We start from the raw sequence: 20,443 nt of genomic DNA, 5'->3' as shown, positions 1-20,443 counted from the left end.
TGCAAATGGTGACCATGCACATCAGCCATGCCCTGCGCACGTTGCCCTTTGACAGGCTCAGGGTGACACCCTCTTATGTCACCTTGTTCAACTACTCCACCAACACCCCGATATAATAATTCAGCGTATCCACCTCCAGGTTCTCCTTGGTCAAGCCTTGAACGTTGATAGGGGTAACGCGGGTTGTTGGGGTAATGAATTTCCACTTGCCGCCTTTGGTGCGCACGCGTACCGGCATGTTAAAGCCACGCACTTCAGATATCCAGCGGGCCGTAGCCGTGCCGTTCTCAAAACGGAACTCCAAGGTCGGGATGTGCTTGTAGCGCAGGTATTGGTCAAATATCGGTGTCAGGTTCATACTTGCCTGGTCGTTAATGTATTTAACAACGGCTTCGGTAGTGGTGGTCTGGTGATAAAAGGTCTTGTTCAAGCCACGCAGAATGGCCCGCCATTTCTCGTCGTCGTTTATGATGGTGCGCACCATGTTCAGCAGGTTGCCGCCTTTGTAGTACATATCGCCGCTGCCCTCTTTGTTAACACCATAAGTGCCAATGATCGGCTGGTCGTTCTGTATCGCGCGGCGGGTACCGTGCACGTACTCAATGCCTTTCTCTTTACTGTTCATAAAATGCTCAATGAACAGCGACTCCGAGTAATTAGTAAAGCCCTCGTGGATCCACATATCGGCCACATCCTTATTGGTGATGTTGTTACCGAACCACTCGTGGCCGCTCTCGTGCACCACAATAAAGTCCCAGTTAAGGCCATGACCTGTTCCGGATAGATCCCTGCCTAAATAACCGTTGCGGTATTTATTGCCATAGGCCACGCCGCTTTGGTGCTCCATACCCAGGTGCGAGGTCTCGATCAGCTTGTAGCCGTCCTCGTAAAACGGATACGGACCGAACCAGTATTCAAAAGCTTTCAGCATTGGCTTAACATTGGCGGCAAATTGCTTTTTAGCCCGCTCCAGGTTATAAGGCAGCACCCAGTAATCCAGGGTCAGCTTACCTTTTTCACCCATGTAGCTATCGCTGAAATGTACGTAGTCGCCGATGTTGGCCTCTACGTTGTAATTGTTGATCTTGTTGCCGACGAACCAGTCGAACCTGGTATAGCCGTCCTTCAACTCGGTCACCTTGCGCAGGCGACCGTTAGATACATCTTTCAACCCCTTAGGTACGCTGATGCTGATCAGGATACTGTCGGCCTCGTCGGTCATTTGGTCTTTATTCGGCCACCAGATAGATGCGCCGATGCCCTCGCAGGCGGTCGATATCCACGGTTTACCTAACGAGTCGGTCTTGAAAGCTACACCGCCATCCCAGGGTGGATTTTTAGCGATGGTGGGGTTACCTGAGTAGAACACGGTGAACTCATCCTTAGCGCCGGCCTTGATCGTGCCCGGGAAGTCAAGGAACACGGCATTGAACTCACGCTTGAATGTCAGCTCCTTACCTTTATAAAGTACCTTTTCTATTTTGAGGTTATCGAACAGGTCGAACTGCAACTTATCCATATCCCGCGTGGCCGTGAACCTGAACAGGTTGCTGCCGCTGATGAATTTGTTGACGATATCGAACTTAACATCAAGATGATAGTAGTTGATATCGTAACATGTACGCAAAGGCGCGTTCTGGTTGCCCTGTAACGAATCCTTTCGGGTGAAATTCTGACGCGCGGTAAGCAGCTGTGCTTGCGACGATAGAGGAGCGATGCCGATCAGCAGCATCAACAGGCCAAGGGCCGATCTTAGTTTCATAGTTTAAATAATGATGCTCTAAATATAAGTGATCTGCAAGTAAGAGCGAAATCCCCCGCGGATAGTGGTGAATTCGGCATACCGTGACGATCAGCACCCGCAAGCGTCACTTTGCGACAATTTGCAAAAAGGCTTTGATATTGCCAATTATTTTAGTATATTTGTTTGTGCTCGATGATGCCGTCATCGGCGCAATACCGGATGGTTCTTTCCGGTCGATAACTCTCAAATTTTGATCTTGAAAATTATTTGCTAAACCTGCGACGGTAGAGCAATTTATGATTCCCCGATCCTGTAAGGATCACGTGTAATAGCTTGAAATATATCAAAGGGAAAGACTCCGTAGGAGTCGCCTATCTCTACAACGACTTTTATTGATCGGCAGCAACACGGGGCTGCGCTGTAGCCTGCTATTGCAATGAAACTTTTCTATTAACACGTCATCCCCTTCGGGATCGACCCGGACGCGGATATCCCCCGTCCACCTCAAGTTCTTTGACATCATATCACAAAAAAGCCCGACCACATCACTGCGCCGGGCTGAAAATAGTTATCTAAGCAATTATATCTTCCCAAATATCTCGGCCAGTTTATCCTCCAGATCTTTCCCTCTGATGTTGCGGGCTATGATCTTGCCGTTGGGGTCTATCAGTACATTTTGGGGTAGGGTTTGCACATTATAGAGTACGGCGGCTTCGCTCCGCCAGCCTTTCAGGTCGGTCACCTGGGGCCAGCGCAGTCCGTCGTTCTCTATTGCTAATTTCCAGGCACCTTTTTGCCCAACGCTATCCAAGGATACGCCCAGGATAGCGAATTTTTTAGTGCGGTATTTGTTGTAGATGCTTATCAGATGCGGGTTTTGAGCGCGACAAGGTTCGCACCAGGATGCCCAAAGATCAACCAGCACATACCGCCCGCGGAAGGATGACAAGGCCATGGGTTTACCTGCTCCATCGTTCAGGCTAAAGTCGGGAGCTGCAGATCCAACAACGGTGGTCTTTGATCGCTCGATAGATTCGGCCACCGTTTTGCCAAGGTCGGTCTGCTTCAGATCGGTGGATAGGCCCGCATATAGTGGCGCTAAAACAGCAGGATCCAGCGCCAGCCCGGTCAGTGAGTTAAGGCTGATCAGACTGATATAACTTTTGGGGTTACTTTTAATAAAACCCTGCATAATACGTTCGCGGTCGGTTTGTATGGGTTTTAAGCGGGTCTGCATTACGGCGGCAAACTCGGCGGATCGTTGCTGCTCGGCGGTAAAGGTCGCGCCGTCATCAGCAAGTCGTTTAGCCCGGGTGTTCACTACGGTAAGCAGGGTATTCAGGCGTTGATTATCATCGTTTACAGGAGAGCCTGTTATTTTAGCTTTCGCTATAGAGTCGGTCCCGGTAACGGTTATGATCGCGTCATCAAGGTACAGGTTCAGCACGTCCAGCTTTTTCTCCATCCCCGTTTTTTCGGCGGAAGCCCTGGCGTGGTTAAAGGTGTTGCCCGTATGATCTAATATCAGTTTGGCGTTAACAGGTACGGTGAAAGGTCCTTTAAAAGTGAACAGACCGCCGGTGATGTTTGCCGAATCGAGCATTTGCCCTGCGGCAGATCGGTAAGCCAAATAAACTTTGGCCGCGAGGTCGGTCTTGCCAACCTGTCCGTATATAGTAAATGTGTCTTGTGCTGCGCCGATGAAAGGCGTTAAGGTGATAAGCGCTAAAAGCAGTTTCTTCATTGATGGGATCTAAAACCTTTTAAACGCCGGCATCGCCAATAAATTATTTTGACATGCCGCTATGTTTAAATTGGATATTCACAGGCCAAAATAGCATATTGCTGCAAATACCGATCAGCCTAAATTTACCGGACGCTTAAAAACCAAAAATACCATCGATGAAAATTCCCCGGCTATACAGAACCGCATTGTCATTTATCGCCCTTGTTTTAATGACCGGCGCTAACCTGATCGCTCAGCCTAAAATTACCGCCCCGGCAAATGTTCTTTGGGATAATACCCCTGCGCCCACCTGGATGGAGAACGCTTACCCTATTGGTAACGGACGCATTGGCGGGATGATATTTGGCGGCGTACAGCAGGAGCATATCCAGTTTAACGACATTAGCCTGTGGACCGGCGACGAGAATAACCGCGGCGCTTACCAGGCTTTCGGCGATCTGTTCATCGACTTTGACAATAAGGATGCGTTCACCAACTACCGCCGCGAACTCAATATCGATAAGGCTATCCATACTATAGCCTATACCCAGAGCGGTACAATATTTAACCGACAGTATTTTTGCAGTTTCCCCGATAAGGTGATGGGCCTGCGTTTCATCGCCAATAAAGATGGCGCATACTCGGGCCTGATCAGCCTGACCGATGCCCACGGCGGCAAGCCGACACTGGTAGGGAACACTATACAATTTAAAGGCCGGCTGGATAATGGAATGACCTACCAGGCCACCGCTTTAATTAAAGTGGAAGGCGGCTCGGTGAGCCCAACGACGGATAAGAATGGTGCCCCCGCTATCCGTATCGATAAAGCAGATGCCTTCACCATTTTGCTGACGGGCGCGACCAACTTCGTCGGTGATCGCACACAGAACTGGAAAGGCGAAGAGCCTGACGCCCCAATAAAACAGGTACTGGCTTTGATATCAAGCAAACCATACAGCATTTTGTTAAAGGATCACTTGGCCGATTTTACCGCGCTTTCGGGCCGTACCTCGCTTACCTTAGGCGGCGGCAGACCGAATATCGATATGCTGACCACCAAACAGCGCATTATCAACTACAAGAATAAACCCGACCATGATCTGGAAGCCTTGCTTTTCCAATACGGCAGGTATCTGCTGATCAGCTCGTCGCGTAAAGGTGGTTTGCCTGCTAACTTGCAGGGCCTGTGGAACAATACCAACAACCCACCCTGGGGCGGCGACTACCACTCTAACATTAATATCCAAATGAACTATTGGTTGGCCGAGCCGGTCAACCTGTCCGAATGCGCCTGGCCTTATCTGGATTACATCAACAGCATCCGCGAGGTGGCTAAATTGCATACCCAAAAAGAATATGGAAAAGTGCGCGGCTGGACCGTCCGCACCGAAAATAACAGCATGGGCGGCGACAGCTACCTTTGGAACATCCCCGGCAGCGCCTGGTATGCGCAAGCTTTGTGGGACCACTACACTTTTACACAGGATAAGAATTACTTGCGCACCTTTGCTTACCCGATCATGAAAGAGGTGGTTGAGTTTTGGGATGACCACCTGAAACGCCGCCCTGATGGTACGCTGGTTGCCCCGCTGGGCTGGTCGCCCGAGCATGGCCCGACCGAGGACGGTGTATCGCACGATCAGCAGATCATTTACGATCTGTTCACCAACTATACCGAAGCGGCAGGCTTGCTGAACATCGACCCGGACTACAAAAAACACGTGGCCGATATGCGCGAGCACTTACTAAAACCAAAGATCGGTAAATGGGGCCAACTGCAGGAGTGGGAGACCGACCGCGACGACCCGAAGGATACGCACCGCCACGTGTCGCACCTGTTCGCCCTGCACCCGGGCAGGCAGATATCGCCGATCACTACGCCGGATCTGGCCGCTGCTGCCAAGACCAGTCTGCTGGCCCGTGGCGATGCATCCACAGGCTGGTCGATGGCGTGGAAGATGAACTTTTGGGCGCGACTGCTGGATGGCAACCATGCTTATAAGATCCTGAATAATTTCATCACCCTGGTAGGTGGCACCGGCACGGACTATAATAATGGTGGCGGTATTTACGCCAACCTGTTCTGCGCGCACCCGCCGTTCCAGATAGATGGCAATTTCGGCTACACCGCCGGCGTTGCCGAAATGCTTGTACAAAGTCAGAACGATGATATCGTTCTGTTACCCGCCCTGCCATCAGCCTGGCCCGAAGGCAAAGTGACCGGTCTGAAAGCCCGTGGTAATTTCGAGATCACCAACCTGGCCTGGAAAGACGGTAAGGTCGCCAGCGTAAGTATCAGATCATTATCCGGCGGAGATGTTGCTCTGCGGAGTAAGAATGCGTTACGATCAAGCAGTGTTAAGGCTGTTATTGCTAAAGATGGCAATGGGTTTAAGTATAGCTTTAAAACGCAGGTTGGGAAGGTTTATACGTTTGTGGGGGAGTAAGGGATTCTCTACTCCTTACGCTGGCTCCAGTTTGTAACTGAAGCCTTGCAGATAAACGGAAGCCTGTGACTTCCGCGACAAGTCACAGACTTGTCCCCATTCGTTAAGCTTCAGTTACAAACTGAAGCCAGCGGGGAGGTTAAAAGCAAAGCGTCCGGCTATTGGCCGGACGCTTTGCTTTATTATCATTTTGTTCCCGATATCTATCGGGATGGCATTTTCGCCTTTCGAATTCCTCATTAATACTGATGAAAAGCATCCGACACAAACTCCAATACCTTAGGTAGCGATGCTCGCCAATAGGTCCAGGTATGGCCACCGTCGCGCATACGAAATTCGTGGGGGATGGCTTTCTTGGTCATAGCGATGTGGAGCAGGGCGTTGCCTTCGTAAAGGAAGTCGTCGTCGCCGCAATCCAGGAACCAGCGCACGGCTTTTTTGTCTTTATCCGGCATTTTAGCTACCAGACCCAAAGCGCTGAACTGGTTGTAATAATTCACGCCAACTGAATCGGCAGCATTTGGTAAGGCGCGTTGAATGTTCTTTTTGGCTTCCTCCACATTAAGCGGACCAACATAAGCACTTAGCGGGCAAGCCGAACTGAACAACTCAGGATGATGCATGGCATACATCAGCGTACCGCCCCCACCCATGGACAGGCCCGAGATAGCGCGGAAACGTTTCTGCGACTTAATGCGGTATTTCTTTTCTACATAAGGCATCAGCTCCTGAAAAAAGAAGTCCTCGTAATTCCAGTCGCCTTTAGGGTCGTTAAAGTAACCCCGCCTACCAGTGTCGCCATCGGGCATAATGATCACCATTGGGGTAGCTGCTCCGTCTTTAATGGCTTTATCGGCAATGCCAAGCACCTCGCCAAATTGCACCCAACCGGTATGGTTATCGCCAGATCCGTGCAGCAGGTATAGCACAGGGTAATCGCGTGTAGATGTTTCGTAATCGGGTGGCAGGTAAACGGCAAACTTGCGTTCCATTTTCAGGATCTTGCTGGCGACAGAAAGGTTGTCAAAAACCTTCCCGGTCTGTGCCAAAGCAGCAGCCGAGCATAATAAAGCCATAAAAGCGGTAAGTAAATATTTCTTCATGATGTGGGTTTTATTGGTGTGTTAATTTCGCTACTAATATCATAAAATTACTATAAATTGGCCGATACACAAAGCATGACATCGAACCTAAACAATATCATCAGATCAATAGTCTTTATCGCCATCGTCTGTTGGTGCTCAATTACCGCGTACGCGCAAAAAATGCCGAGCGTGCAAATACAAGCGGTCAGGGCACCGTCGGACTATAAAGTGGACGGCAAAACTACCGAATGGAATGACCAACTCTTGGCCTACAATAAAGCCACGGCTATATTTTACACCATCGCCAACAATGATAGCTGCCTTTACCTGGCCATAAAAGCTACTGACGTTGACATCATTAATAAAATAATTAAGGGAGGGTTAACATTAAGGGTCAGCGCATCCGGGCATAAAAATGACAAAAATGGGGTAGCGATCACGTTCCCATTGTTCAACAGATCAGCAGGGTTTAATGTTAATTTGAAAAATAAGCCGAAGCAAGGCAGTGATACTGCACACTATAAGCTGTCTCTGGACTCTTTTAAAAGAGTTTGTAATTTCGAATTAGACCGGACCGTCAAAGAGATCAAGGTAAAGAATATAAAAGGCATCACCGATAGTTTGATCTCTGTTTACAATGATATTGGCATAAAAGCTAAAGCCCTTTTTGATGAGCAGATAGATCTTGTTTGTGAGTTGGCTATTCCGTTTAAGTATTTAGGGTTATCGATGAAAGAACGCTCAAAGTTCTCTTATAATGTTAAATTGAACCCGCCGCATATTGGTCAGATCCCGGCAGATATTCGTAGCGGTTTAACATCCATGTCCTTAGTGAACGGCAGTTTTGTTTATGAAGGCTCATCGGCAGATAAGGTGCAATACCTGATGAGCGCTACCGACTTTTGGGGCGAGTACACTTTGGCCAAATAACTAACTCAACTTTTGGTATGTCCTCCACCAAAGGTCGGGCATTTCGCCGGTGGTGGCCATTTTGTAATCATCGTAACGGCAAGGAACGAGGTGGAAACGCGAGTTTTGCGAACCGCCGGTAGGGTAAGGCACCTGCATCCACCAACGGTCGGACTTTTTGCTTTTTACAAATACCAGCTCGTGGTCATCATGTTTAAGGGTAGTCTTGTAGATCAGATATTGCGATTTAGGGTTGAGCGGGAAATCCTTTTTACGGTTGTAAAAGCCATCAATAAAATACCAGATCATTTGCGATAACAGGGTAGCGGTCTGCCCGTTGCTATCATAAGCCGGGTTGAACTCGTAAAAACCGATCGATGTCAGCTTATCGTTAAAACCAGCATAACGGCAGATCTGGCAAGCTTCTTCGCCGTAAAAACCATTCGGTGTGGCATTGGCATTACCCACTGCATCCGACGAGCGGATGGCGCCCATATCAAAACTGATCATACTGGCATTACGGATGATGGGCTCGGCAACGGCAACGTTACCCATTAGTTCGCCGAGGCGATGCGTGTCAAAGTAGAGTTTATCCATTACCCGCAAACTATCCTGGTTAACAAAATAGGTTTGGTAACCCAGGTTGCTGAAGTTGAAAAGGTAATTGGGCTCGTGCAAGAATATCTTGTTCAGGTATGATCCCGATGTGGTCTCGATAGTTTCTGCATTGCTGTCATCTTCCAGGTCAAAGCGAGGATCGATAACTACCAGATCCACCTTTTGCTCCAGGTCTTCATAAGCCAAATATTGGGCATAGGTCAAGTCCTGCCCGCCCCCAATGATCACCGGTAGGATGTCTTTCTTAACCAGTTCGGATACCACGGTTTTTACCGCATAATAAGTATCCGTCACTGAAGCACCCTGTTTGATATTGCCCAGGTCGGCTATTTTGGTGGTGTAAGCGCCCTCGTAAAGCGAGTACAGTTTTTCGCGGACGTAATCAGGCCCCAGGGCACAGCCGGGATTGCCGACAGCGTTGCGGTCGTCAAGAACGCCGATGATGGCTATGTCGAACTTCTCGTTCTCCAGATCGGGGAAAGCGACAGAGTGGTGTTCTATTTTACTACCTAAATGACTGTTAAAGAAACCGGTCTTAGGCGTTACTTTCTTAAGGTCGATAGGAGCGAAAAAATCTGACAATGACATGCTGCAAATGTAGTAATTAAGCCGAAAGCCTAAAGTCCAAAGCCGAAAGCATTTTACTTTGGACTTTAGACTTAGGACTTAAACTGGGTCGGGGTTTTTGCTACATTTGCACCCATGATCCTCGTTACAGGCGCTACAGGTTTTTTAGGTTCGGAGTTGGTGATGCAGTTAGCTTCTGCCGGTCACAGTGTGCGCTGTATCAAACGGGCCAGTAGCGTTGTGCCGGTATTTCTTGATCCTTACAAGAACAATATCGAATGGGTTGATGCTGATCTGCTGAACTATCCTGCTTTAGAAGATGCCTTTGAGGGCGTAACGCAGGTTTACCATTGCGCGGCCTGGGTATCACTAATGCAAAAGGATAGGGATGCTATGATCAGCACCAATGTTAACGGGACTGCTAACGTGGTTAACCTTTGTTCGCTGAACAATGCGCGTCTGGTGCATGTAAGCTCGGTAGCGGCTATTGGCGATGCCAAGCCCGGGCAAATGATCACCGAAGAACACCATTTGGACCCCGGCTTGATGCACGATGGTTACGCCACTTCTAAACTGGAAAGCGAGATGGAGGTTTGGCGCGGTATTGCCGAAGGGTTGGATGCCGTGATCGTTAACCCGAGTATTATCATTGGTCCTAATGCAGGTATCGAGGGCAGCGGTCGCTTATTCCATATCGTAAAAAAAGGGTTGAAATTCTATACCCGTGGCACCATTGGTTTTGTAGATGTGCAGGATGTCGCCAAAACCATGATCCTGCTGATGGACAGCGGTATCAGCGAGCAGCGTTTCATTGTCAGCGCCGAGAATCGTGATTATAAAAGCGTAGTGACCGAGGCTGCTAATTGTTTCGGCATCCCCGCCCCCCAAACAGAATCGAAACCATGGATGATGGAAGTAGCCTGGCGTGCGGCGGCTTTTTGGGCGGCAATTACCGGCGGTATCCCGGCTATTGATAAGGTGTCGGCACAGAGCGCGTCCATCACCCGTAATTACGATAGCAGTAAGTTACATAAGGCTATCGATATCCAATTTAAACCTATCAGTAAAGCCATAGTCGAAGTTTGCGAAGGCCTAAAGGCGTAAAATGTTTAAAATTTACCGCAACCCTTTGGGTTTACAGCGGTTATATTTGCAGCCTTTTTAAAGACATAGCAACGTAATGCGCAATATATATACTGTTCCGCTTTTTAAATATATCCCTGTTCCCGTTTTAACGATCCTGTTCCTGTTGGCTACCAACGTACTGTTGGCCCAATCGCGCGATACCGACCGTCAGGCTACTTTTAAGTTCAAAACAGTGGTGATCGATGCCGGTCACGGTGGTAAAGATCCGGGCGCACATGGTGTGTCTAATAAAGAGAAGGACATCGCTTTAGCTATCGCCCTTAAGTTACGCAACGCCATTAATTCCGAACTACCGTCTGTAAAAACCGTAATGACCCGCTCTACCGATGTGTTCGTAGAGCTGAGCCGCCGGGCCGAGATAGCTAACGATGCCAAGGCCGATCTTTTCATATCGATACATTGTAACTCCAGTCCGCAGCGTACCGGTACCAAGCGTGGCGCTTTATTGCTTGTCTACGGTTACCACCGCAAAGGCGAACAAATGGAGGCACTGCGCGAGAACGCGTCCATCTATCAGGAGAAAGACTACTCCCAAAAATATAAAGGCTATAAAGGCGACGACCCTGCCTACTTTATCCTGCTGAACGTAATGATGCAGACCTACCGTGCCCAAAGCATTAAATTTGGTAAAATGGTAGACGAAGAATTTACCCAGCGCGACGGCCGACGCAGCGACCACGTACACGAACAAGGCTTGCTGGTATTGGCACATAGCGCTATGCCGTCGGTTTTGGTTGAGACCGGCTTTGTGAATAATCCCCAGGACGAAAAATACCTCAGCTCTGATGAAGGGCAGAACGAGGTGGCGCAATCACTGCTGCGCGCGCTGAAGAAGTATAAGAAGGATTTTGAGCGGAATTAAGTAAACTATACTCTCCCATGAACGTCATCGCGAGGAGCTTCTATCAGCGACTTGGCGATCCCCCTCACTGGCTTCAGTTTGCAACTGAAGCCTCGCAGATGAACAGAAGTCTGTGACTTCCTAAACCATAAAGACAGTTGGGGATGCCGGCTAAATTTTAATATCTTAGCTTAGTTGCGTAAACCATACTTATGAATTTTTTGACCAAACTTAGCAGCGCTTCCTTGCTGCTTGCTCTGCTCTGCACATCGCCGGTAATGGCACAAAGCACCGTTGCGGTTGCCGACGTTAAATGCGAATACCTTGCCGACCCGATCGGTATGGACACCCCGCATCCCCGTTTTACCTGGCGCTTGCAGGATGACCGCCAGGGTGCTAAACAGACCGCTTATCGTATCGTTGTCGGCAAGACCGTCGCCGAACTGGCTAAGGGCACGGCCTGGAATACCGGCTGGGTAAAAAGCGACGCGCAACTGGCTACGTATGCAGGCGCGGCGTTAAAACCATTCACTAAATACTTTTTTAGGGTTGATGTTGCCGATAAAGGCGGCGTTAAAAAGACAGGCAAAGTTTCAACGTTTGAGATAGGTATGATGACCATGGATAACTGGAAAGGCGAGTGGATAACTGATATTAACGATGTAGCCCTGAAGCCTGCTCCTTACTTCCGCAAGGTTTTCAGCGCGGCTAAAAAGATCAAGTCGGCAAGGGCTTACATCACCGCCGGTGGTTTGTTCGAACTATATGTTAACGGGCAAAAGATAGGCAATCACCGTATGGACCCCATGTACACCCGTTTTGATAAACGCAACCTGTACATCACGCACGATGTGACCGCGAATTTATTGGCAGGCAAAAATGCCGTTGGCGTGTTATTGGGCAATGGTTGGTACAACCACCAGTCAACCGCCGTATGGGATTTCCATAACGCAAAATGGCGTGCCAGACCGACGTTTTTGTTGGACCTGCGTGTAACCTATACCGATGGCTCTACCGAGACCATCAGCTCGGGACAGGATTGGAAAACGGCATTAAGTCCGGTGATATTTAACTCTATTTACACTGCCGAACATTATGATGCCCGCTTGGAGCAACCTGGATGGAATACCATCAAGTTCGACGATTCGGCCTGGAAAACGGCTATATCGCGCCAGTCACCCTCAAAAAATATCGTAGCGCAGGTAATGCACCCGGTGCGCAATGTAGAGGAGATAGCGACCAAAAGCGTGAAAGCTTTTAGCGATAGTAATTACGTGTTCGACCTGGGACGTAACATTTCAGGCGTGAGCAAGTTTACGGTCGACGGCCCTGCTGGCACGATCATCCGCCTGAAACACGGGGAGCGCGTTTATGCCAATGGCCATGTGGATATGTCAAATATCGACGTTCATTATCGCCCTAAAGACAAGTCAGACCCTTTCCAAACGGATATCATCATTTTGGATGGTAAAGGCCCGAAGAGTTTTAGCCCGCACTTTAACTACAAAGGTTTCCAGTATGTGGAGGTGAACAGCAGTGCTCCATTGAAACTGACGCACTACAATATGGTGGGCTACTTTATGCACAGCGACGTGCCTGCCGTGGGCAAGGTGAGCTCATCAAACCCTACGGTGGATAAGATGTGGTACGCTACCAATAACTCTTACCTGTCTAACCTGTTCGGTTACCCTACCGATTGCCCTCAGCGCGAAAAGAACGGCTGGACGGGCGACGCGACCATTGCTAACGAGACCGGCCTGTATGGCTTTGACGGCATCACCGTGTACGAAAAATGGATGGCCGATCATCGCGACGAGCAAAAACCTGATGGCGTTTTACCATCCATCATCCCTACCGATGGTTGGGGCTACGATTGGGGTAACGGCCCGGATTGGACCAGCACCATCGCCATGATCCCATGGAATATCTACTTATTTTACGGCGATAAACACCTGCTGGCCGAGTGCTATGATAATATCAAACTATACGTTGACCACATCGACGAAAAATATCCTACAGGGTTAACCACCTGGGGACTGGGTGATTGGGTGCCGGTGAAGTCTAAATCGCCGGTTGAGTTAACGTCGACCTGTTACTACTATAAAGATGCACTTATCCTGTCGTCAGCAGCAAAACTGTTAGGCAAAACTGCCGACGCGGAGAAATACGCCGCTTTAGCCGAGAAGATCAAGACCGCTTTCAATCAAAAATATCTGAAAGCTGATGGGATCTACAATAACGGTTTACAGACCGAATTAAGCTGCCCATTGTATTGGGGCTTAGTACCTGACGATATGAAAGCTAAAGTTGCCGGGAACCTGGCCAAAAGGGTAGAGGCCGATAACTTCCATCTGGATGTAGGATTGCTTGGCCAAAAAGCCATCCTGAATGCGTTGAGCGATAACGGCTATGCCGACGTTGCCTACAAAGTTGCCGCCCAGGAAACCTACCCATCATGGGGTTGGTGGATAAAAAATGGCGCTACCACTCTGTACGAGAACTGGAAAATAGATGCCAAGAACGATATATCGCTTAACCACATCATGTTCGGCGAGATAGGTGCCTGGTTATACAAAGGCTTAGGCGGTATCTATCCCGATGCCGATCAACCCGGCTTTAAGAATGTGATCTTGGCCCCCAACTTTGTAAACGGCCTGGACCGTTTCGAAACCAGCCATAAAGGTCCGTACGGAACTATCCTGTCATCTTGGAAAAAAGAATATGGCAAAGTGATCTACAATGTAGAGATACCGGCCAACTCTACCGCCACGGTTAAGTTGCCGACCATGCCGGGTATGAAGGCCTACATTGGGGTGAATGAGGTTAAAGGTACTACCACTCAACTCGCAGCCGGCAAGTACCGTTTTGAGTTGAGATAAGATTGCTATTGATATTATGCGAAGGGCACTATGCGCGAGTATGGTGCCCTTCTGCTTTTTTTATCGGCAGTAGCTTCTCTCGGCGGCATGGCACCCTGTTCAGCACAGCAACGCATGAATTGATCCGATCAGTAACTGGAAAGTTTGCCACGATCCTTCGATCGCTAACAATAGTAAGTCTTACTTCTTCAAAAACTCCACATCACTGAACATAACCCTCGTTTTAGGATCAGAATCGATCTTGTTATAGAACGGCGAATACATCAACCCCGATATCGACCGCTTGTCCACATCTATCTCTAACAAACGGATGTAACCGCCACCGTTATCGGCGCATTGGTAATCCTGCAATATCTGGTAGATCTTGTTGCCTTCGGTGCCGTCGTCTACCCGTGAGGCGGTGGTGCAAACGTGGCCGCTGAGTACCAGTAATACATTTTTGTGCGGCTTAATGTATTTGTTAAATATTACCTCCGGACTCAAGTCGCCATAACCAGCGTTATTTTTATTGATCTGCCCGTTGGATGTCAGGTGGAAATGGGTAAGTACGATGGCGTTGTGTTTAGGATAAGCGCTGATCACGCTATCCATCCATTTGGCCGCTTTCTCCCGGGCGCAAAACTCAAGCGTGATCACCAGCCATTGCGTATTCTTTACTTTAAAAGTATGGAACGAATTATCGCTGATGCCTTTCTCCATCGTTCCCTTCATTAGCTTAAAACGATCGGTAGGGAAGTAGCGGTTATACTTGGTGGTCTTGCGCAAATTTTGGTTGACGTTGCCCGGAGCGGCGCTCCCGCTGTTCTCGCCAACTGCTTCGGTATCATGGTTGCCGACAGTAATAGCGTAGGGGATCTTGGCTTTGTCGAATAACTGATACCCTTTGCTGGCTACCTCATAATGCCCAACATTGTCAAAGTTCACCAGGTCGCCTACATGCAAAACGATAGGCGCTTTTAGCGAATCGCGGTGTTTGGCTATCCAGTTCACCTGTCCGTAAAACATCTCGTGCTTGCGGGTAACAGCTTCCTGCGTATCTGGAAATATCGGTATGGTAAATTTTTGCGCGGACGCATGGAAGCAGTTCGTTATTGACGCTATCGCGATGAGTACACCGGTAATGGTTTTGTTCATGTCCTTTTATGGCTTTATCGATCAGGTCGTTTGCCTTAAAGGTAATTATACTATTGGACTTTAAACGTCCCCTTAAACTTAAAGAAAACCACATCATCCACAAACAACTTCGCGTCCGCATTATAGCGCTCCTCCAAAGCGGTTAACTTAATTTCTAAACTCAAAACAGGCGTTTGTCCCGGATCTATCATCGACAAAAATTTTAGATCAGCTGCCTTCACCAGATCGGTCTTTTGGCCGAGGTGTGTTTCTATAGCTTCCTTTACCATTTGCATCATGCAAACGCCCGGTAACACAGGTTGCCCGGGGAAATGCCCGGCAAAGATCGAGCTATCAGCATTAAGCGTGATAGCAAATTTGATCAAATTCCCCTCAGTGGATGATCCGGTAAACGTAAATAAATTGTTCTGGAGCATGAGGGGCGACTTAGTTACTACTAATAAAGATTTTCATTTGGCATTGGGCGATAAGCTGGCCATTCAATTTTACCGAACCGGCTATGAGGGTGGCATCAAAGATCTGGTCCTCGATAGTGATCGTGGTAACTATGGTGTCGCCGATTTTAGCTCTATCGAATACCTCTAAATTTTTGATCGCGCCGATGTAGCCGTCCTTTACACCCGCGCCGTTCTGTTGGGCGGCGTAGCCTGTTCCTGCTGCTGCGGTTTGGGCGATGTTCTCTAACAATCCCGCTTCGCTGAGTTTGCCGTTCTCTACCAATACATTGTCTGATGGAATGGTGAACGTCGTTGTCGAACTTGTCTCATTGCTTTCTATCAATGTACTGATCATCACAAAAGGAGGCCTTTGCGGGATGAGGGTTAAAATATCTTCTTGCGGTACAAGCATCTGTCAAAACGAATTAGGTGTACAAACCGCCGTTGATAGAGATGACCTCGCCGGTGATATAAGAAGCATCGCGGGATGCTAAGAACGCAACCGTGCTCGCCACCTCATCTGCCGTGCCGAAACGTTTCATGGGGATCAGCGCCTTCAGTTGTTTCTCGTCCAGGTCGCCGGTCATGTCGGTCTTAATGAAGCCCGGGGCGACGGCGTTAACGGTGATGCCGCTCCGCCCAACTTCTAAGGCCAAAGCCTTGGTCGCGCCGATAACGCCTGCTTTGGCGGCCGAGTAATTCACTTGTCCGGTCATACCCTTGATGCCAGATAACGACACCACATTAACAATGCGCCCGTAACGTTCTGTCAGCATACCTGAAAGTACCAAATGGGTGACATGATAAAAACCGTACAAACTGGTTTTGATGATATTATCCCACTGCGGGTATTCCATCCAGGCCATCAGCACGTCGTCTTTAATGCCGGCGTTGTTCACCAGCACTTCAATGTGTCTATCGGTATGGGCAGCTATCCAACCGCCCAGCACGCTGTCAACTTGTTCCTTGTCGCCTACGTTAAATTGAATGATCTCGCCATCGCCGCCTTGCTCGCGGATCTGGGCGAGGGTATTGTTAGCCTCGTCGGCATTGCTGTTATAATTGATCAGAACGTAGTAGCCGGCCTTGGCCATTTTGTAACAAATGGCCTTACCTATCCCTCTGGACCCGCCGGTCACCAGTGCGCATTTCATCGATATATGTTTTTATTGATCTGCAAGTTTAACCACAGATCGCTTGTAAAGTTGGCTAAATAGCCTATGGTTGTCGTTTTATTTCAGTCCGGCTTTTAGTTTTTCGGACAGTTCAGCAACCGCACTTTGCGCATTAGTAATGCTATTGCCAAGTGGCTTTGTTTCGCCGGTCACGTTAATGTCTTTCATTTTACCAATAGCATCGGTGTACCATTTAGCCCAAACGTCCAGCTTGTGTTTTTCCTCATCGGCAGGGGTGCCGCTCGTTACGGCTTTTAACCCTATTTGATATTCCACTTGCAAGCGGTCGGTCGCGCTTTTTTGCAATTCAGCGATCAGGGTAGCGGTGGTCGCCTCGTTGGCCGATGCTAACGTGTAAGCTGTTGCCAAACCGCTTATGCCTACGTTCTTCATTTCTTCGGGCGATACCATGTCCAAACGGTCAGCATCGGTATGGTAGTAAACATCGGTAAAGTGCCACATTAGCAGACCGGGTATCTTGGCTTGCAGGAACGGCGTATGATCGCTGCCGCCCTCAAAAGGGTTGGTCTTTACGATCCAGCCGTTGCTTTTGGCTTGCTGTAAACAACGGTTCAGCAGCAGATCGTTAAAGTAATGCGGGAACATGTCCGACTCCTTCAGCACGCTACCACCCCATTCGGTGTGCTTTTCTTCGCCGCGTGTCCAGATGGCCGATGGGTCGGGCATTTTCTCGATCAGGAAAGTGCCGCCGGTTTTGGCGATGTCCTCGCCGACCATATCCAGACTCATACCCCATTTGATGCCTTTGGCGCGGGTAGTATCTTCTTTGATATACCTTGCGGTCGACTGTATCTCATCGCCCCAAAGGAAGGTAATGGTCCGTTTCGGGTCGAATTTCTTTTGTTTGATGAGGGTAGCGGTTACCCGTGCCATTTCGGCAAGCGTACCTACGCCCGTAGCGTTATCGTTAGCACCCGGTTCCTGCACGTGGGCACTGAATACAAAACGCTCGTAGGGTTTTAGTGAGCCACGGGCATTGGCCACAATGGTCAGCTCGGCTGCTTTGTAGATGCGCGCCTTGGTCTCTACATGTACCTTAACTACTCCTTTCGCTAAAGCTGCTTTCAATCTTTCTTTAGCCTGATAAGACAGCACGATCCCAAATTTCTGACTGGTAGAATCCTGGTTGCTGATGCTGCTGAACTGGATAGAGTTTACATGCGTTTCAGGCTTTGTATAAGCCGGCATGCTATAGCCCATAGCGCCTAAAGCGCCGTTCTTGACAGCAAACTGGTAATAAGAGCCGACAGAACCTTCGCCAAAAACGATCTTACCTGCAACCGTTTTCGGGTCGATAGTATTCATGGTCGCGCGGGTCACGTAAACCAATTCGGCGGTAACGCCGCCAGCAGGTGTACTGCCCGAATACATGGCCAGCATATTACGGTTGGTCGCGAATTTTAATACCGGTTGCTGTTCGCCCTCGATGGTCACTGTGGCATCTATCGGTTCCCAGGTCAGGCGTTTCATCTCGCGCGATTCTACGCGGTAGGTGAGTGGACCATCGGCTTCGCCTTTTACTTCTTTTTTAAAGCCTCCTTTTTGCAGCACTTTTTCCACCTCGTAAATGCTCTCGGTAAAGCCGGTGTTGCCGGGCACACGCCAGCGTTGCTCTACAAAGCCGGTTGTTTTGTAAGCGTTATCCTGGTTAAATTCTTTACGTAGCAGCCGGTAATAGCTGTCGATAACGTTAGCGTTCTTTTGCGCGAGGCTTGCGCTTGTAGATAAAGCCATCGCGGCTAAGAGGAAATATTTGGTCATGTTTAAATTTATCTATCGGCCTTCATGTTAACGCCGGCTTCCTGTTGTTTTAAGTTGTTAAAGCTTTTAGCGTCGCTGACTATGCAAGTGGCTCTTCATACGCCGTTCTTTTCTTGATAGAAAGAACCAAAGATCAAGACAGCGCCAATGCTTCTACGCACAGGCCTTTACCCTGCAGGAGGCCAATTGCCCGTACCGCACACACCAAATGCATTGGCCCCCTCACCCGAAGCCGTGCCGCTGTCGGGAAAAGAAGGTTTGATTCGCTCAGGGCTGACAAATATAAAAATTAGGTAAGCAACCCTACTTTATTTCCGCATCAAAAGCGCTGTTGATGATATTTCCGTTGCGTTTGGCTTGTATCCAAATGCGGTACTTGCCCGGTTGCGGGAAAGTGTACGGGAAACTCACCTGATGATGTGCCTTGCCGTCGGATTTCATGTCGGACATGTTGGTCATCAACAATTTGTCGCGCTCGGCTGCGGGCATATCATTGATCTTGGCCACAAAGTGATCTATGCTATCTGCAAATACCGACGGTTTGGGCAGGTATTCATCCAGTGGTTTGTTAAAGGCTATCCTGTCCAGCAGCGCCTTTTGCGATGCCATGGAATAGCTGCCCGCCGGGTGGAGGTGGATGTACACGCTGCCATCATCCTTTAGGATCACAGCGTGGGCCATCATGCCCATGTAGGGTTCAAGTACGGCGGGTTTGCCTTCGGGGTCTTTGATCTCGAAGTTCAGCGTGGTCAGCTCGTTGGCCTGGATAGGTTTTTTAGGATCCTGCAACCATATCGCTGATGAACCATCATTTAGTTGGGCGGCAACGCCCGGTAAGCCGCACATGGCCGCGCCGGGGCGGGTAAGGGCGCGGCTGCCCATAGGGTTGTTGGTATAGTATGTATCGTCAGGGTCGGCCAAGGTTTCGGTCTTGGCTTCCAGTGCCGCGTTGCGGAACAGGTTCTCCTTCACGTCCAGCGTATCTACAATGGTCTCGGTAAAACCGCTTAGGCGGGTAATGTCGGCGTAAACAAAATATTTACCTGCGGGCAGCTTTGGTACTTTAGATATAAAGGTGACCGAATCAGCGCGGCGGGGGTGCAGGTGCGCAAACACATCCAGATCGCCGGCGCGGACCAGGAACAGGTGCATCAGCTTACCGTGGTCGGGCACTATGTAATTCATTTTACGGGTGGTGCCCATGCGCCGGCCACGACCAAGGTATTTTAGTTGCGCGGTGTCTATCGAGAAGGTCAGCGTTCCATTGCCGGCATCAACCGTTGTGGTAGCCTGCATGGGCTTGAACAGGTAGCTTTTATAATCCTCCGCCTCTGAATCCCACCAGTTCTTACCTCCCCAAAGGATGAGCACTAACAGCACCAACGATACTACTGAGCCGATCACCCGGCGGCGGCGTAAGCGTTGGGTCATCTCGTCGCCCGGGTTAAGCTGGCTATCGCCAACGCTCGAGCCAATGATGGTCACCATCAGTATCACTAAAAAGGCGGCCATGGCCAGCAAACCCCAACCTAATCCGGCAGGCATGCTGCGTTTAGCGGTTGATAATGCCATTACCGGGACCAGTACAACGCCTTTTCCTTTTGGTCCGTCCACAATAACTTCGATGCTGGATGCACCGATACTCATGAACCAGACCTTTACATCGTAACGGCCCTGCTCGGTTGCTGATGGTGTGGCTATGTCGGCGCTTGGGGTGCCGTCTTTACCAACCGTCCAATAGATGGGGCGGGCGCTCACCTGTAAACCTTTGGGCGCGTCCTCTAAATAAACGGTCACCGTGGCGGTGCCTGGGATCACATCAGGCGGAGTGATGTTGATGATGGCTTTGTATGGCCCGGCCGTGCCTTCAAAAGTCACACCCGGGCTGCCCACATGCGCCGAAGTAGTTAAAAATATTAAAAGCAGGATGAGGGAGGTCGTCAGTTTTTTCAT

15 protein-coding genes are annotated in these 20,443 nt (G+C 49.4%); 5 read left to right on the top strand and 10 right to left on the bottom strand.

What is annotated here, in order from left to right:
* Positions 1-91: 91 nt before the first annotated feature.
* Complete coding sequence (locus IRJ16_RS09175; RefSeq protein ID WP_194111250.1) at positions 92-1,762, bottom strand: M1 family metallopeptidase; 1,671 nt, start codon at positions 1,760-1,762, stop codon at positions 92-94.
* Positions 1,763-2,324: 562 nt separating this feature from the next.
* Complete coding sequence (locus tag IRJ16_RS09170) at positions 2,325-3,488, bottom strand: TlpA disulfide reductase family protein (protein WP_194111249.1); 1,164 nt, start codon at positions 3,486-3,488, stop codon at positions 2,325-2,327.
* 158 nt (positions 3,489-3,646) lie between these two features.
* Between IRJ16_RS09170 and IRJ16_RS09165 the strand changes: the two genes are divergently transcribed.
* Complete coding sequence (locus IRJ16_RS09165) at positions 3,647-5,917, top strand: glycoside hydrolase family 95 protein (protein WP_194111248.1); 2,271 nt, start codon at positions 3,647-3,649, stop codon at positions 5,915-5,917.
* Between the two features lie 239 nt (positions 5,918-6,156).
* On the opposite strand, the gene IRJ16_RS09160 is transcribed toward IRJ16_RS09165, so the two are convergent.
* The gene (locus tag IRJ16_RS09160; protein ID WP_194111247.1) at positions 6,157-7,020 is read right to left on the bottom strand and encodes an alpha/beta hydrolase; all 864 of its coding nucleotides are present in this window, start codon (positions 7,018-7,020) and stop codon (positions 6,157-6,159) included.
* A gap of 162 nt (positions 7,021-7,182) precedes the next feature.
* Between IRJ16_RS09160 and IRJ16_RS09155 the strand changes: the two genes are divergently transcribed.
* Positions 7,183-7,932 carry a hypothetical protein gene (locus IRJ16_RS09155; RefSeq protein ID WP_194111246.1) on the top strand — a complete coding sequence of 250 codons (750 nt, stop codon included), beginning with the start codon at positions 7,183-7,185 and terminating at the stop codon, positions 7,930-7,932.
* On the opposite strand, the gene IRJ16_RS09150 is transcribed toward IRJ16_RS09155, so the two are convergent.
* Positions 7,933-9,117, bottom strand: a complete 1,185-nt coding sequence (locus IRJ16_RS09150) for a formimidoylglutamase (protein ID WP_194111245.1) — start codon at positions 9,115-9,117, stop codon at positions 7,933-7,935. It lies immediately after the preceding gene.
* Positions 9,118-9,231: 114 nt separating this feature from the next.
* Between IRJ16_RS09150 and IRJ16_RS09145 the strand changes: the two genes are divergently transcribed.
* The 3 genes from IRJ16_RS09145 to IRJ16_RS09135 all read left to right on the top strand — a co-directional run bounded on the left by IRJ16_RS09145 (position 9,232) and on the right by IRJ16_RS09135 (position 13,962).
* Positions 9,232-10,200 carry an NAD-dependent epimerase/dehydratase family protein gene (locus IRJ16_RS09145; protein ID WP_194111244.1) on the top strand — a complete coding sequence of 323 codons (969 nt, stop codon included), beginning with the start codon at positions 9,232-9,234 and terminating at the stop codon, positions 10,198-10,200.
* Positions 10,201-10,276: 76 nt separating this feature from the next.
* Positions 10,277-11,104 carry an N-acetylmuramoyl-L-alanine amidase family protein gene (locus IRJ16_RS09140; RefSeq protein WP_194111243.1) on the top strand — a complete coding sequence of 276 codons (828 nt, stop codon included), beginning with the start codon at positions 10,277-10,279 and terminating at the stop codon, positions 11,102-11,104.
* Between the two features lie 191 nt (positions 11,105-11,295).
* The gene (locus IRJ16_RS09135) at positions 11,296-13,962 is read left to right on the top strand and encodes a glycoside hydrolase family 78 protein (protein WP_194111242.1); all 2,667 of its coding nucleotides are present in this window, start codon (positions 11,296-11,298) and stop codon (positions 13,960-13,962) included.
* Between the two features lie 180 nt (positions 13,963-14,142).
* Here the strand turns inward: IRJ16_RS09135 and IRJ16_RS09130 are convergent, their stop codons facing one another.
* From IRJ16_RS09130 to IRJ16_RS09105, 6 genes are all read right to left on the bottom strand, one after another.
* Complete coding sequence (locus tag IRJ16_RS09130) at positions 14,143-15,096, bottom strand: metallophosphoesterase (protein ID WP_194111241.1); 954 nt, start codon at positions 15,094-15,096, stop codon at positions 14,143-14,145.
* Between the two features lie 50 nt (positions 15,097-15,146).
* Positions 15,147-15,512 carry a hotdog family protein gene (locus IRJ16_RS09125; RefSeq protein ID WP_194111240.1) on the bottom strand — a complete coding sequence of 122 codons (366 nt, stop codon included), beginning with the start codon at positions 15,510-15,512 and terminating at the stop codon, positions 15,147-15,149.
* Positions 15,513-15,522: 10 nt separating this feature from the next.
* Positions 15,523-15,945: a 3-hydroxyacyl-ACP dehydratase gene (locus IRJ16_RS09120; protein ID WP_194111239.1), complete on the bottom strand. Its 423-nt coding sequence runs from the start codon at positions 15,943-15,945 to the stop codon at positions 15,523-15,525.
* 13 nt (positions 15,946-15,958) lie between these two features.
* Positions 15,959-16,687 (bottom strand): 3-oxoacyl-ACP reductase FabG, encoded by a 729-nt coding sequence (gene fabG / locus IRJ16_RS09115; protein ID WP_194111238.1) that lies wholly within the window; start codon positions 16,685-16,687, stop codon positions 15,959-15,961.
* Between the two features lie 78 nt (positions 16,688-16,765).
* Positions 16,766-18,490 carry a M28 family peptidase gene (locus IRJ16_RS09110; protein ID WP_194111237.1) on the bottom strand — a complete coding sequence of 575 codons (1,725 nt, stop codon included), beginning with the start codon at positions 18,488-18,490 and terminating at the stop codon, positions 16,766-16,768.
* A gap of 303 nt (positions 18,491-18,793) precedes the next feature.
* Positions 18,794-20,443, bottom strand: a complete 1,650-nt coding sequence (locus IRJ16_RS09105; protein ID WP_194111236.1) for a hypothetical protein — start codon at positions 20,441-20,443, stop codon at positions 18,794-18,796.

The sequence above is a fragment of the Mucilaginibacter myungsuensis genome, from assembly GCF_015222005.1.
Lineage (GTDB): Bacteria > Bacteroidota > Bacteroidia > Sphingobacteriales > Sphingobacteriaceae > Mucilaginibacter > Mucilaginibacter myungsuensis.
The sequence above is the reverse complement of the archived record's forward strand: the minus strand, read 5'-3'. Positions and strand labels throughout refer to the sequence as shown.

Excerpts from the sequence above, each read along its gene's own strand:
- IRJ16_RS09175 (WP_194111250.1), bottom strand. The coding sequence starts at position 1,762 with ATGAAACTAAGATCGGCCCTTGGCCTGTTGATGCTGCTGATCGGCATC.
- IRJ16_RS09170 (WP_194111249.1), bottom strand. The coding sequence starts at position 3,488 with ATGAAGAAACTGCTTTTAGCGCTTATCACCTTAACGCCTTTCATCGGC.
- IRJ16_RS09165 (WP_194111248.1), top strand. The coding sequence starts at position 3,647 with ATGAAAATTCCCCGGCTATACAGAACCGCATTGTCATTTATCGCCCTT.
- IRJ16_RS09160 (WP_194111247.1), bottom strand. The coding sequence starts at position 7,020 with ATGAAGAAATATTTACTTACCGCTTTTATGGCTTTATTATGCTCGGCT.
- IRJ16_RS09155 (WP_194111246.1), top strand. The coding sequence starts at position 7,183 with ATGCCGAGCGTGCAAATACAAGCGGTCAGGGCACCGTCGGACTATAAA.
- IRJ16_RS09150 (WP_194111245.1), bottom strand. The coding sequence starts at position 9,117 with ATGTCATTGTCAGATTTTTTCGCTCCTATCGACCTTAAGAAAGTAACG.
- IRJ16_RS09145 (WP_194111244.1), top strand. The coding sequence starts at position 9,232 with ATGATCCTCGTTACAGGCGCTACAGGTTTTTTAGGTTCGGAGTTGGTG.
- IRJ16_RS09140 (WP_194111243.1), top strand. The coding sequence starts at position 10,277 with ATGCGCAATATATATACTGTTCCGCTTTTTAAATATATCCCTGTTCCC.
- IRJ16_RS09135 (WP_194111242.1), top strand. The coding sequence starts at position 11,296 with ATGAATTTTTTGACCAAACTTAGCAGCGCTTCCTTGCTGCTTGCTCTG.
- IRJ16_RS09130 (WP_194111241.1), bottom strand. The coding sequence starts at position 15,096 with ATGAACAAAACCATTACCGGTGTACTCATCGCGATAGCGTCAATAACG.
- IRJ16_RS09125 (WP_194111240.1), bottom strand. The coding sequence starts at position 15,512 with ATGCTCCAGAACAATTTATTTACGTTTACCGGATCATCCACTGAGGGG.
- IRJ16_RS09120 (WP_194111239.1), bottom strand. The coding sequence starts at position 15,945 with ATGCTTGTACCGCAAGAAGATATTTTAACCCTCATCCCGCAAAGGCCT.
- fabG (WP_194111238.1), bottom strand. The coding sequence starts at position 16,687 with ATGAAATGCGCACTGGTGACCGGCGGGTCCAGAGGGATAGGTAAGGCC.
- IRJ16_RS09110 (WP_194111237.1), bottom strand. The coding sequence starts at position 18,490 with ATGACCAAATATTTCCTCTTAGCCGCGATGGCTTTATCTACAAGCGCA.
- IRJ16_RS09105 (WP_194111236.1), bottom strand. The coding sequence starts at position 20,443 with ATGAAAAAACTGACGACCTCCCTCATCCTGCTTTTAATATTTTTAACT.